Below are 13,931 nucleotides of genomic sequence, written 5' to 3' on the forward strand. Positions count from 1 at the left end.
AGGTACAAGAACCCCACCCCCAACCCCCTCCCCGCAAGCGAGGAGGGGGGTATGAAGTATCTCATGTGATTAGGAAGCGCTATATTAAAGCACCGACTACTAAATTTATCTATTTATCTTGTTGGTTTTTATCTGTAATAGGGAAATTTTAGGCTTATTCAAACCATGATGGTTAATCTGTAATTGATATTTATCTAAATACAGTCAGCCTAATAGATTCTACATAAGAATTGACTTACTTGAGCAAAACTTACTGCCCATAACCCTTACCTCTTCAAGAAGTCGGGGTTCTAAATCTAGCTTCAAGAATTTACATTCCGCCTTAGTCTAAGATTACTTACCTTCCGTCATCTATACTAAGTTAGATTCTCTAAAGGTTGATTTTATAACTAGAGTTGTATATACAGGAGGGATCGCAAAGTAATTTAATACTCAAGGTTATCTAATTTATGAAAAATCATACTTATCGGGAAGAAAATCTATATAATAAGTTCTAAAATAATTTCCACAATCCCAGCGAACATTTTAAATTTAAAGACGATGAAAATCATGTATAGTGACAAGTTTTTACTCGACATATATTCAATAATTAGGCAAGATGATTAAATAACATGACGCGTTTACAAAGCGTCTGGTTGGCGCAGCTTCTCTTGGAGAATAGAAGCCAATACAGTTCAGTTAAAGCTAAAACTTTTTACCAAAGTCATTTTTATTTAACGTAGACGCTTCAGCTTGCCGCAGGCTACCGTAAAGGACGCACATGACGCAGAGAGAAGAAAGAAAGGCTTAACTAAACCCTATTGGAATAGAAGCCGGTTGGCGCAAAGTTCTTGCGGAAGTCTTCAGATTATGAAACCATAGTTTGTAACTTGATGATACAAATGCGGCTAGCCTGTCTCTCGGCTTACTCCAGAAAAAAGTACTGGTACTGATAACGATAATGACGCGCTCTCCAAATCCAGAAAATAATCAGGAACCATCTAATCCTCGTTTATGGCTCCTTCTGTTAGGACGTACCAGTTTGGCTCTCGGTGTCGTTTTACTGATTGGAATTGCAGTCGGTGCTTGGTGGGCTAGAAGCTATGTATATAAAGATTTAGCGCCATTAGTACAGCAAAATCTCGAACAATTGCTTGGGCGGCCAGTAAAAGTAGGCAAAGTTGAAGGTTTTTCGCTCTCTAGTTTGAGATTTAGCTCTTTATCTATACCAGCAACTGCCACCGATGCAGACCAGGTGGTAGCAAAAGCCTTGGATGTGCAGTTCTCACCCTTGGAACTTCTCTTAACCCGAAAACTGGCATTAAATGTAACGTTAGTTCAGCCCAACGTCTACATCCAACAGGATCGAGATGGGCGTTGGGTTACAGCCCAAGTTAAGGCTGGAGAAGGCAAAGGTGCTATTCAAACTGAATTGCAAACACTTCAAATTCAAGATGGAAATGTAGAGTTGATGCCGTTCGCCGTACCAACTAAACCGAAAGGCTCAGTAATATTAAATCAAGTTGGTGGTATTGCTCGATTTTCGGATCAAAATCAAAGGATTGGTTATGACATCAATGCTCAACTCACCAGGGGAGGCGCAGTTAAAATCGCTGGTGAAACCCAAGTAAAAGCTCAACAAACTAGCCTCAACCTTTCAGCACAAAATTTACAAGCATCTGATATTAGTCGATTAATTCAGTTACCCATCGCATTGCAATCAGGGTATTTAAATGCCGACTTAGGGGTTCAGATTCCACCCAAACTGTCAGAAATAGCGATTACAGGAACGGCTACGGCGAATCAGGTCACTGCTAAAATCCAAAATATTCCTCAGCAGGTTTCCAATTTTAATGGGAGATTTACATTTCAAGGTCAGACAGTTGCTTTAGAGAATTTGAGTACAAATTTTGGTAAAATTCCCATTCTGGCCAATGGAACAATTAATACTCAGACAGGTTTTAATGTCTCCGCTCAGATAAAACCAATTAGTGCTAAAAATATCTTAGACACGCTGAATGTAAATTCGTCAGTCCCAGCTAGTGGCGAAATTCAAGCAAATATTAAAGTCTTAGGCGCACTTCAGCAACCAGTCCTTAGCGGTACAGTAAGCAACACAAAACCGATTCAAGTCGATCGCATTCTCTTGAAAGCTGTCAATACTGATTTCCGCTTGAATGTATCTCAAACTGCATCTCAACTTACTGTCTCCAATTTGAAAATAGTCCCCGCAGCTGGTGGTCAAATCACAGGAGGCGGTCAAGCTAATTTAGGAGCCAACAAAAACGTAATATTTAATGCCCAAGTTGATGGTGTATCGGGGGATATATTAGCACGGGGCTATGGCGTTGCTCTACCGATCGCAGTTGGAAATGTTTCCGCAAAAGCACAAATTTCTGGTTCACTTGGGAAACAGCCATTAAACCTTGATATTTCCAGCGTTCAAGTTACACCCCCAACAGGGGGTAAAATTACAGCCAGTGGTCAAATTCAACTGGCTCCCCAAGGTCAAGTAGATATAGGTATTCAAGCTCAAGGTTTACCAGGAAATGCGATCGCTCAAGGTTACAATATTTCAACTCCCCTCAATCTTGGTGGTATATCTGCAAACGCCAAAATATCTGGCTCTTTAGGTAAACCATTAAATGTCAATGTTGCTCGCGTTCAGGCAAATCCAGAAGTGGGGGGGCAAGTTACAGCTAGCGGTCAACTTCAGCTTGCACCCCAAGGGAGGGTATCATTTAATGTGCAAGCTCAAAATTTACCAGGAGACGCGATCGCCCAAGCGTACAAATCCTCACCCTCCATCACTATTGGTAAAGTATCGGCAAATGCCAATATTTCTGGCACTCTGAAGAACCTACAAGCAGTCGCACGGGTGCAAGCGCCTACAGCGACCTATCCTACTACCGGACGAGTTGTTGTTACCAAACAAGGAGAGAATATCGTCTTTCCAGATGCGGTGTTGAACGTGGCAGGCGGGACAATTGTAGCTAAAGGTCAACTTGCACAAGAACGCTGGCAAGGAGTTGTCAACACTTCTCAAATTCAACTCAACCGGTTTTCACCACAACTGCGAGGACGACTCAATAGCGATATTCAGTTATCAGGCACAACAAAATCTTTCCAGCTTGCAGATATTCGTGCCGCCGGAAAAATCCGCCTTTCCCAAGGAGTAGCACTGCTAGCAAAACCGCTCACCGCTCAATTTCAGTGGAATGGACAGCAGATTATAGTTGAAAACGCAAGTACCGCAGGATTGAGTGCTAATGGTGCGATCGCAATTCAGTCTCCACCAACAGGTTCACCCCAAATTGCCGGATTTGATTTAAACGTACTAGCACAGAATTTCAACTTAAAAAATACAGGCTTTCAAATTCCTGGAGATGTAGCAGTAGCGGGGCTACTTGATTTTAATGGAAAAGTTACAGGTACTCCAGATGTTCCCCAAGCTAACGGCAACATCCGACTGCGGAATTTTCAGGTTAGTAGCTTGGCATTTGATCCGCTTTTAACCGGGAACGTGAATTTTCAAGGGGGACAGGGGGCAAGTCTCCGATTAGCCGGTAAGCAAGACATAATTGCGCTTAACTTGGGTGCAAATTATCGGCCAACTTCATTTTTAGTCAGTCGGGATGGGGCCGTTAGCATGGGTAGAACTGAGGGAGATAACTTACTCATCAACGCCCAACAGTTTCCTATCGCTTTAATTGGGGGCTTTTTACCTAACAATCAATTGAAACCTTTAGGGGGGCAATTATCAGGAAATTTAGTTGTCAATCTTAATAATTATGCAGTTGCGGGGAACGTTGCGATCGCAGCGCCTCGCGTTGCCAGAGTTGCAGCAGACGAATTTCGCGGCAGCATCAATTATGCTGATGGTACTGCTAGCTTGGCTAATGGTCGATTGCTGATTGGAGATAGCAACATCGCCTTAAGTGGAAATGTGAAAACAGGGAACGATCCCCAATTTCAATTCCAAGCTAATTTAGACCAAGCCAGAGTTGAGAGACTTTTACAAGCATTTAATATCTTCGACTATCAAGACCTTGGTACAGGGTTAAAACCTCCAACATTGGCTGGAGCAGAAGTACTTGATACCCAGCCTATCAGTTTGCCCAATGCAGATTTAAAAACACAGTTAGCATATTTCTCTAATATTGCAGCATCCATAGCCAAACAACAGCAACAAGAAACAAAAAAAGAGGCATCTTTGCCCACTCTTGCAGAATTAACGGGTGTTTTGAGCGGAGGAATTACAGGTAATGGTTCCTTAAAATCTGGGTTGAATGTTGGCTTTAATTTCCAAGGTACTAACTGGAAATGGGGTGAATACTCAATTAATCAAGTTATTGCTCAAGGTACTTTTGCCGATGGAATCGTCACACTTTCGCCCTTGAGTGTTGGAATCAATCAAGGACTAGTGGCTTTTTCGGGACAGTTAGGAACTGAGCAACTATCTGGAAAATTGAATGTAGCAAGTCTACCTTTATCACTCTTACAACCTTTTATAGAAAAATATCCCGTAGATATCACTGGTAATGTCAATGCTGATGCCACCTTGGGAGGTAGTTTCAAAGATCCCAAAGTCCAAGGGAATGTAAGACTGGCGAATGCGACTCTCAATAAGCAACCTGTGCAAACAGGACAGGTGAACTTTGACTACAACAATGCTCGTTTGAATTTCGACAGTACCTTATTAGTAACCGGAACACAACCAGTTACAGTTACAGGTAACATACCTGCTCCGTTACCTTTTGCCGCAGTGCAACCAGATAGCAATCAAATTAGCATCAACGCCAATGTGAACAATGAAGGATTGGCACTGTTAAACCTGTTTACCAATAATCAAGTAACTTGGGTAGACGGTCAAGGAAAAGTAGATTTGAATGTTCAGGGTACTTTAAAGGAACCAATTATTAATGGAAACGCTACAGTTAACAATGCAACTATTCGCGCTCAAGCTTTATCCGATCCCCTAACAAATATCACAGGGACAGCGCAATTTAATGGCAGTACAGTAAGTGTTGAAAACATTCAAGCTACGTACAATAAAGGGCAAATAACTGCATCAGGCATCCTGCCAATTTTGAATCCTCAGCAAGGCGTAGCGAATCCCCTGACAATATCAATAGCAGACAAACTCAATTTTAAGCTTGCAGAATTGTATGAAGGCGGTGTCGGTGGCGATGTCGTAATTCGCGGAACAGCCCTAAAACCTGTAATTGGTGGAGAGATTAAGCTAAGTGATGGTAAGGTGATTATCGGAAATTCTACTGCTAAGACCAAATCAGCTGCTACAACAGAAGCGAATACTAACGTTATAAATAGAGAACAGATACCGACAGCAGAGAATAACGCTAGTTCAGTGACTACACCAGATAGTAATGCTAGCCCCGTAACTACACCAGCAAGTAATACTAGCGCAGTAACTCCACCCAATTTACCTGTAGAGTTTGCAGATTTAAAGTTGATTCTAGACAAGGATGTTAGTGTTACAACTCAGTCCCTACTGAGCTTTGTACCAGGAGGAGCCGCATTGAGTCAGCCTATACTGAACTTTGAGGCAAAAGGCGAATTGACCATCAATGGTACATTAGCCAAGCCGCTTCCTGAAGGAGAGATTCGGTTGACAGGAGGACGACTGAGCTTATTTTCCACTGAGTTTGCATTAGCGCGAGGCTACGAACAAACGGCGCGATTTACTCCTAGTCAAGGACTCGATCCGACTTTGGATGTTCGCCTTACTGCGATCGTACCTGAAGCTTCCGGTACGAACAGTCAAGTTTTGGAATCACCATTGTCTGCTGAAGTCAGCGATGTTTCTGTAAACAACTTTGGGACTTTACGTACCGTTACTGTTCAAGCAAGAGTGAACGGGCCGGCTAGTAAATTGGGCGACAATTTGGAACTGACAAGTGAACCTAGCCGTAGTCGGGGAGAAATAGTTGGTCTGTTGGGTGGCTCAATTCTTGGTTCTTTCGGTCAAGCAGATGCAGGACAAGGCCTGACTAATTTCGCTAGTTCTACCATTTTAGGTAGTTTACAAGGAACTATCACTGCGATCGGACAGGCTGTTGGCTTCAGCCAATTTCGGATATTTCCCACACCTACTACGAGTAATGAAACATCAAGAGCTTCAGTTCTGAATTTATCAGCAGAAGGTGTGTTTGATATTAATAAAAATTTCTCTGTCTCTTTATCCGCGCCTTTATCTACATCTACAAATCAGTCCTTGGGTTACAACGTTCTTTATCGACTCAACGACCAAATTTTGATGCGAGGCTCAACTAATTTGGGGGATGAAAATCTATTTCAAGTTGAGTATGAAACTCGATTTTAGATTAATACAATTTAGTTAAGCATTTCTTCTTTCTCTTGCTTTGCGTCCTCTGCTCACTCTGTGGTTTGTTAAAAAAATTACTTTGACAAAGAGTTAAGCCTTAACCCAAGCCTATTAGATTTTAGATTCTTGCAATGCCAATGCAGGACGAAACAATTGCATTGTCAGCCGAAACAATTGCATTGTTAGCCGATGCAATAGCATTGTTAGCTGATGCAATAGCATTGTTAGCCGATGCAATAGCATTGTCAGCCGAAACAATAGCATTGTTAGCCGATACAATGCCATTATTGCCCAATAGTTTAGTTTGTCACTGATGATTAACGCTCTTCTATGACTCTCGCGAGATAAAAATCAGAAACCTTTGTTGTCACTATTTTCTATAAATCTATGGGTAGGTTGGGTTGAGGAACGAAACCCAACGCCAATAATCCCTGCTTCTGTTGGGTTTTACGTTGTTCAACCCAACCTACAAATATTTTATTTTTTCTAAAGTAATAAAAGAGCGTTAAGCTAATGGTCTGGATGCTCATGATTTGTTACTACTGCTGATGCTGCCGTTGCCGCCTTTTCTTCTTGGGCTTGCATTTCTAGCAATTGGGGAATTGTCACAAATCGATAGCCTTGGGCTTTCAATCCTGCGATCATTTCTGGTAAAGCTTTAACCGATCTTGAACGATTACCGCCCCCATCATGCATTAGTACAATTGCACCTGGTTTTGCATATTTCAGCACATTTTTAACTAGCATTGGCACTTGAGGCGAACGACGTTCAGCGTCTCCCGACTCTTCTGACCACATCATGACAGCGTATTTCTCGTTTTTGGCATATTGAGCTAATCCATTATTCAGAAAGCCACCAGGGGGACGAAACAGAGTAGTTTTCTCTCCTGTCGTCTTATAAATAATATCTGCTGTGCGGTCAATTTCACTAGCCGCAGTCGCTGCATCCATTTTAAAATACCAATGATGCCATGTATGATTACCAATTACGTGACCATCAGCAGCCACTTGTTTGGCGACTTTGGGAAAATATTTCACCATTTCCCCAAGCATAAAGAATGTTGCCTTGATATTATTTTTCTTCAAAATTTCTAAAACCTGTTCCGTATTTTTGGGGCCGGGGCCATCATCAAAGGTCAAGGCAATGACTTTTTCATTTGCTTTTAGTTTTGCTTGATAAACGATTGTGCCCTGAAAAGGCTTTGGCACTTCATTCATCTGGTCTGTAGCTGGAGTGATAGATTGTGCATCTGCACTCATTGCCCTACCTAAAACCGTTTTAGCACTCTCACCTTTTGGCTTTTGAATTCCCAACAGACGGTCAAGTTTAGTTGTGCCTACAAGCAGACTGATACCCAAGCTACCTACACCAGCAAGCAATGTAATAGTTACTACCTTTAAAAACGGCGATAATTTACGATTAGACACATTAAATCTCCTTAAAGATTGGGGATTGGGGAAGGTGGGCGGTGGCCCCCCTATGGGGATAAAGGGTAATGGGGATTGGGAATAATTAGTTACTATTACTTAGTGCCTCATCTCCCTCACTCTCCACTTAGCTCGCTCGTACTCTTTTGTAAATTAAGATATCCACTACTAAAAGAAAAAAGAATAAAATACCTTGAAACATCTTAGCTTTAGCCAAGGGAAGTCCCAATTTTATCTATACAAATTCGCTGCCTACATAACTACGTACAAAAGTGCCATAAAAAGACTGAATAAAATAATACTCAATGTACTTAACTGGCCAATAAAAGTAGCAATGATGGCAGTATAACTGTAACTTGGAGAAATGCTAAATCTGCCAATCCACCGTTAATTGGGATTAGCCAAATGATGCGTAGGCATAGCCCGTCATAGACATCGCTATTTGTTTCAGCATACACCGCAGTTTTAAGATTAGAAGATTGATTTGACAGAGAATTCTGACATCTTGGTGGAGCATCCCCGGCTCTAATCCTGAATTCTGCTGTAAAATTCGTCAAATGAAGCGAAAATTTCAACAATATTTTTGGTGTTGTGCCCTAGTAGGGTTTCTCACATTAACCGTATGTGGATGGGGTGTGGAGTCTGCACAAGCGCTGTTGCGTCAACATCATGATTCTCCTGGTATCTTACGCTACCACTCACAAGTATCTTTCAAAGATGAAAAAGGATATGCTTGGCAAGTATTGCTGTTCAAACAGAATTATACCAGTGCAGTAAAAGACTTACGGTTGCGCTTAGTTGGTTTTCCGGGTGTCGTTGAAATTGCTCATCCCCAACCATTGTTGATTGAGACAGTAGCCGGAAAGTTGCTGAGTGCATCGGATGCTTATGCTTTAACTGCACCCGTTTCCAATGTGGGGGAATATAATATGACTGATATCTTACCCAAATTGCCAACAACTGATGCGCTCAAACTCTATGTGCCTCTCTCTAGTGGAAAGCAATTGGTTCTCAACATATCCAATACTGTAGTCACTGAGTGGCAATGGCTAGTTACAGAGATTGATTAGTTAGTAAAAGCATCAAAATCAGAATAACCTAATGGTGATGGGGAGCATAATTAATACCTGCGGAGGCAAAAATTCTGTCTTCATATACTTACAAGACGAGTTAAAGCCTCCCACATCACACGCAGGAGTAATTGTTAGTCTTGAGACTCCTCAGAAATAGTTTCCGATTCGGTTTCAAGTTCTTCTGTTTCGACTTTAACTGGAGGTTTAACTGGTTTTGGGCCACGCGCTAGGGCAGGATTCCCTTGCTGCCTGGTTTCATTCCCATAAGATGCTTTTTTATCAGTGCCAGATGAGCGATTACGGCTCGGTTTTGAGCTTTTGGGGTTGGATTCAATCGGAGTTATAGAATCCGTATTTTCGGAATTGTTGTCAGTACTTGCTTGGGACTGACGTTCCGATTTCTTGATTGGACGTTCTACCATTGTTGATTTTTGTAAATTTATCTGTATAGTACATCGGTTTGGTGACTGTCAAACTGTTAAGTAGCATTTTTTAAAGATTTTATTGTTAAAATTATTAAATAGCTATGTTTATTGATTTACCAAGAAAGTAGTCACCTAAGTTTATCAACTATCTCAAAAAGCATTCTTGAAGAAGAATTCAGGAGTCAGAATTTAGAAGTCAGAATCAAGACGTTTGCGGATTTCTCATTAACTACTAAATTGCAGATTGAGTAGGGGTATAAAACCCATTTATCCGCTTTTTCAGTCAGAATTAATTCTCAATTCTGACTCCTGATTCCTGAATTTTAATCAACAAAATCAGGTCGTGCCTTACCCGTTGATTTCAATTTTTGCTCTAAAACTACCCAATTTTCTTGCTCAATTAAGTTAGTCAACTCATCAAGGTTGTGACGATACTGTTGCAGCGATCGCAGCAATGCTTGACGATTATACCGCGCCATCATCACGCCCAACTCTGGATTCCCACCACCTACACGGCTGGTATCTCGAAAACCTGAACTAGCTAACTTTTGGGCTAATTCTAAAACATCGGGGTCAGTTTCACTCAAACAAGCCGCAATCAACGAGGAACTGACCATTACAGGTAAATGAGAAATCCAACTAACCGCGCGGTCGTGTTGTTCTGGTTGACAATAGTAGATATTAGCCCCAAGCGATCGCACAATTTCTTCTACAACCGTAATGGCACTAGCTGGTGTTGTAGCTGTCGGTGTTAATACATAAGGTTTATCAACAAATAAATTCCGTTGTGCAGCTTCTATGCCACTATCTGTTCTTCCCGCCATTGGATGACCGCCAATAAAATTATCCCAAAGGGGAGAAATCGCCTTGACTATCTGCGCTTTTGCCGAACCCACGTCAGTCACCACGGTAGTAGTAGACAAATGAGCGATCATTTGCTGCAATTGGGGCACAATAAGCGCTAGAGGTGTACAAATAAATACAACCTCTGCGGCTGCTAAGAGACTCAGATCGACTGATGCTTCATCAACACTGCCGATGGCAACTGCCTTTTCACAGGTAGATTCACGGCGACTAACTCCTAAGATATGATGTCCTTGCGATCGCAAATCAAAGCCCAAAGAGCCGCCGATTAGTCCCAGTCCTAAAATCCCAATATTCATTTTTGATTTTGACATTCCGTTTTTAATGACTTTACCAACTATTGAAGTTGGCATCCAAGGGGTAGCATCGATGACTGTAGAGGAATTACTAGAAAAATACGCAGCAGGAGTCTTAAACTTTAGTGGCGTTGACCTTGCGGAAGCTAATCTGAGTGGGGTCAAACTCAGTGGCGTGAATCTTAGCAATGCTAATTTGAGTATAGCTAACCTCAGTGGTGCGAATCTGAGTGAAGCTAACTTGAGCAATGCCAAGTTGAATGTAGCCAGACTCAGTGGTGCGAATCTATCCAACGCCATCTTGAATAACGCTAGTCTCAATGTCGCTAATTTGATTCGAGCCGATCTCAGTCGCGCTCAACTTAGAAAAGCCTTGTTGATTCGCACTGAGTTAATTCGCGCTGACCTCAGTCGGGCTGACCTGTCGGAGGCTGACCTCACCAGTGCTGATTTGCGAGAGGCGACACTCCGCCAAGCAAATCTCCGCCACGCTAACTTGAGCGAGACTGTCTTGAGAGGTGCTTCTTTGACGGGAGCAAATTTAGAGATGGCTAACTTAAACGCTAGTGACCTTAGTCGTTGTGACCTGAGTGGTGCAAATTTGCGAGATACCGAACTCAGACAAGCGAATCTCAATCATGCTAACTTGAGCGGAGCAGATTTGAGCGGCGCTAACCTTCGGTGGGCAGATTTGAGCGGCGCTAACCTCCGGTGGGCAGATTTGAGCGGCGCAAAATTGAGCGGGGCTACTTTAATTGGCGCAGATTTAACCAATGCTAATTTAACGAATACAATTTTCATCCACGCCGATTTGACCCAGGCAAAATTAATTAGGGCGGAATGGATTGGTGCTGACTTAACAGGAGCAACTTTAACTGGGGCCAAGCTTTATGCCACCTCCAGATTTGGTTTAAAAACCGAAGGGATGATTTGTGAATGGGTCGATCTTAGCCCGGCTGGCGATCGCTCCATTATCCAGAAGTTCCATTCCGAAGACTCACGAGACTTTTTTAACGAAACACCGCCCACAATCCGCATTATTGTTGATGCAGCCCTAGAACACGAAGCTAATTTTGCGATCGCAGGCGCTTACTACCAAATTGCTCAGGAATACCGGGGGCTGAAACAACCTCCAAGCATAGAAAGTGGTCGTCGTCGAACCATTTTCACATTCTATGTAGATAGCGACGAAGCATTATTTTCCACTGCTTACATCGTGATTCTTCCCTTTCTAGATGCGGCATCTACTCAAAAGAGTATTGCCAGTGTGGTGAAAATGATTAACACTGAAGTTATTCCAAACCAAGATTTAAAATCGCTAAAGTCACCCCTTATTGTGAAACAATTAAATATTCTTCTAGAGCAAGCCATCAATCAGGCTACAACAATTAAACAGACAAAAAAAAATATTGAAGTAGCTGCAAAGTTAAATTTTTGTAAAGCCCCAACCCAAATAATTCTCACAAATTCTAGCGCCCACACTTTGATTGTTCATGACAATCCCAACTTTGGGAAAAGATTTATTAATCGTTCTGCTCTCAATGCTTCAGCTTATGATGATATATCTAATGAGTCAATAAAATATGATATATTGCCTTCGTTAAATATGGTTACAGAGTTTGTCAAAGGATTTCACTATATTAGTAATTAGAAATGGGGAATAGGGAATGGGGAATAGGGCATTAGTTATTAGACGATTGACAAATGACAAATGACAAATGACCAACGACAAATAACCAAATTTATGGAGGACAAAAATGCGCGATACCTTTAATAAAATGATCGGTCGGACTCGCTATGTAGTCTTTCGCTTATTTCTGCACTTAGGAGGAGGTGAAGTAGCGCCAATTTTGGGAGTATTAAATAGTGCTGGACGGGATGCGATCGATGTCGATGGTGACTTAGAAGTTTTGGGAGAAGGATTGGTAGAAATTAGCCAAACCCTGTTGCAATACGATGAATATTGGCTTTCGGCTGCCAACGAAGGTGATGTATTTTGGGACGAAGGCGAGGCGGGAGATTACGTTAACGAATTATTTACTGACTCGGCTGAAAGATATCTTAGCGAACCAGATTACAACTCTGACTCTAGCTCGAATGAACCTTTATCTATACCTGTAACCCGTAATGTCATTGTGATGATTACAGTAGCTTATGAAGGAGAAGTCCCAGAGTTAGAAACCGATCTTTCTAACGTTCAGGCACTCAAAGAAGGAATAAAAGCATTGATAAATTTGCATTATAAACATAGATTACAAGCAATCCAAGTGCATTTCTCCCCTGCACAGTTAGGTGATGACCTCACTAGCGACCAACTGTTGCAATATTACCCAGAATTGATTCCTTTATAATCTGTTGGGTAGTCCGTACTTACTACTCACATCGAGAAATTGTTAAGCTCAGAGATAGGACAATAATCCAATGATCATGACCATAGTACGTAAATTTACAGCAGTTTTTTTAGCTCTGAGTTTGTGTATCACAACTGTCGCCTGTGGTGGCGAAAACCAAACTAATCCCCAGGCTAAGAACGTTAACCAAACCTCTAACACCACAAAGCTGAGTGACGGTGAGTATCAAATACAACAAGCCACTTATGACGATGCAAGTGGTGAATATAACCTGTTTTTACTGAACAACAAGCCGCCAACCTTTGCAACCGAAAATCTGCAAATGGCACGGTTAACTGAGGATGAAATCAAGCAGGGTAAGAAGACATATCTGAAGGTAGACAAAGGACAACCGATTTTATATCTGACGGAAGACTTTAAACTTGAGTACGTCCACAACGTTACCGAGAATAAAACCAATCCCCAAACAGGACAACAAGAGACGGTTGTAGTCCGTCGAGAAAATAGCTTCTGGGCACCATTTGCTGGGTCTGTGGCTGGTAGCTTGGCAGGACAGGCAATTGGTAGTATGTTGTTTAGACCCCAGTATTATGTACCCCCTGTCTATCAATCAGGTCAAGGATTAAGTGGCTTCGGTGGATATGGTGGAAGCTATGGTCAAGCAGTTCAAAACTACCAAAGTCGCTACAATGCGCCACCCGCAGCCGTGACAAATCGCACTGCCTTCCGCAATACAGGGACAATTAGAAGATCGTATCCTGGAAATTCAAATGTACGCAATACACCGCGTAGCACTACAGGTAATAGCCGTCCTTCTGGTTCTGGTTTTGGTGGTAGTAACTTGCGACCCTCTGGTAACTCCAGCACTACTAAGCGTAATTCTGGCAGTAGTTTTGGTAGTGGACGTAGTACAGCACCCCGCCGCTCAAGTGGTTTTGGTAGCAGACGGCGTTAAGAAATTTTGTTGCCGATCGTTAACTTGTTGAATGCTTTTTGTTAGTCGATTGTTGGGAGATGTCGTTATAGAAATATATGACGACATCTCTTCAAAAAGAACTAAGGAACGCGGATTAAATAAAGAGCAAAAGTAGGGTGTGTTAGCAAGGAGAGTACCGCACCATTCTCCGTTCCGTCAGAATTGCAGGTTATTAAGTTTGCATTCCGAAGAA

At 42.1% G+C, this 13,931-nt stretch carries 11 protein-coding genes; 6 read left to right on the forward strand and 5 right to left on the reverse strand.

What is annotated here, in order from left to right; translation table 11 throughout:
• Window positions 1-940 precede the first annotated feature (940 nt).
• Together CDG77_RS21195 and CDG77_RS36680 are read left to right on the forward strand one after the other, a co-directional pair.
• Window positions 941-6,322 carry a translocation/assembly module TamB domain-containing protein gene (locus CDG77_RS21195; protein ID WP_094331300.1) on the forward strand — a complete coding sequence of 1,794 codons (5,382 nt, stop codon included), beginning with the start codon at window positions 941-943 and terminating at the stop codon, window positions 6,320-6,322.
• Between the two features lie 140 nt (window positions 6,323-6,462).
• Entirely contained in the window at window positions 6,463-6,639 is a 177-nt protein-coding gene (locus CDG77_RS36680; RefSeq protein WP_190234024.1) for a hypothetical protein, read from the forward strand.
• A 63-nt stretch (window positions 6,640-6,702) separates the two neighbouring features.
• On the opposite strand, the gene CDG77_RS36685 is transcribed toward CDG77_RS36680, so the two are convergent.
• From CDG77_RS36685 to CDG77_RS37770, 3 genes are all read right to left on the reverse strand, one after another.
• Complete coding sequence (locus CDG77_RS36685; protein WP_190234026.1) at window positions 6,703-6,855, reverse strand: hypothetical protein; 153 nt, start codon at window positions 6,853-6,855, stop codon at window positions 6,703-6,705.
• Window positions 6,836-7,753 carry a polysaccharide deacetylase family protein gene (locus tag CDG77_RS21200; RefSeq protein ID WP_094331301.1) on the reverse strand — a complete coding sequence of 306 codons (918 nt, stop codon included), beginning with the start codon at window positions 7,751-7,753 and terminating at the stop codon, window positions 6,836-6,838. The genes CDG77_RS36685 and CDG77_RS21200 overlap by 20 nt, the downstream gene beginning before the upstream one ends.
• A gap of 311 nt (window positions 7,754-8,064) precedes the next feature.
• Complete coding sequence (locus CDG77_RS37770) at window positions 8,065-8,328, reverse strand: hypothetical protein (protein WP_143857067.1); 264 nt, start codon at window positions 8,326-8,328, stop codon at window positions 8,065-8,067.
• Here CDG77_RS37770 and CDG77_RS21205 point away from each other — a divergent pair.
• Window positions 8,311-8,823 (forward strand): DUF3122 domain-containing protein, encoded by a 513-nt coding sequence (locus tag CDG77_RS21205; protein ID WP_223269906.1) that lies wholly within the window; start codon window positions 8,311-8,313, stop codon window positions 8,821-8,823. The genes CDG77_RS37770 and CDG77_RS21205 overlap by 18 nt on opposite strands.
• A 134-nt stretch (window positions 8,824-8,957) precedes the next feature.
• On the opposite strand, the gene CDG77_RS21210 is transcribed toward CDG77_RS21205, so the two are convergent.
• Both CDG77_RS21210 and CDG77_RS21215 read right to left on the reverse strand, forming a co-directional pair.
• Window positions 8,958-9,248, reverse strand: a complete 291-nt coding sequence (locus CDG77_RS21210) for a hypothetical protein (protein WP_094331303.1) — start codon at window positions 9,246-9,248, stop codon at window positions 8,958-8,960.
• A gap of 326 nt (window positions 9,249-9,574) precedes the next feature.
• Complete coding sequence (locus tag CDG77_RS21215) at window positions 9,575-10,414, reverse strand: prephenate/arogenate dehydrogenase (protein ID WP_094331304.1); 840 nt, start codon at window positions 10,412-10,414, stop codon at window positions 9,575-9,577.
• Window positions 10,415-10,484: 70 nt separating this feature from the next.
• On the opposite strand from CDG77_RS21215, the gene CDG77_RS21220 reads away from it, so the two are divergent.
• The 3 genes from CDG77_RS21220 to CDG77_RS21230 all read left to right on the forward strand — a co-directional run bounded on the left by CDG77_RS21220 (window position 10,485) and on the right by CDG77_RS21230 (window position 13,717).
• Window positions 10,485-12,062, forward strand: a complete 1,578-nt coding sequence (locus CDG77_RS21220; protein WP_094331321.1) for a pentapeptide repeat-containing protein — start codon at window positions 10,485-10,487, stop codon at window positions 12,060-12,062.
• A gap of 106 nt (window positions 12,063-12,168) precedes the next feature.
• Window positions 12,169-12,762: a DUF1517 domain-containing protein gene (locus CDG77_RS21225; protein WP_094331305.1), complete on the forward strand. Its 594-nt coding sequence runs from the start codon at window positions 12,169-12,171 to the stop codon at window positions 12,760-12,762.
• A gap of 70 nt (window positions 12,763-12,832) precedes the next feature.
• On the forward strand, window positions 12,833-13,717 hold the full coding sequence (locus CDG77_RS21230; RefSeq protein WP_094331306.1) for a hypothetical protein: 885 nt from the start codon (window positions 12,833-12,835) through the stop codon (window positions 13,715-13,717).
• Window positions 13,718-13,931: the final 214 nt, after the last annotated feature.

The organism is Nostoc sp. 'Peltigera membranacea cyanobiont' 213, assembly GCF_002245975.1.
Classification (GTDB): domain Bacteria; phylum Cyanobacteriota; class Cyanobacteriia; order Cyanobacteriales; family Nostocaceae; genus Nostoc.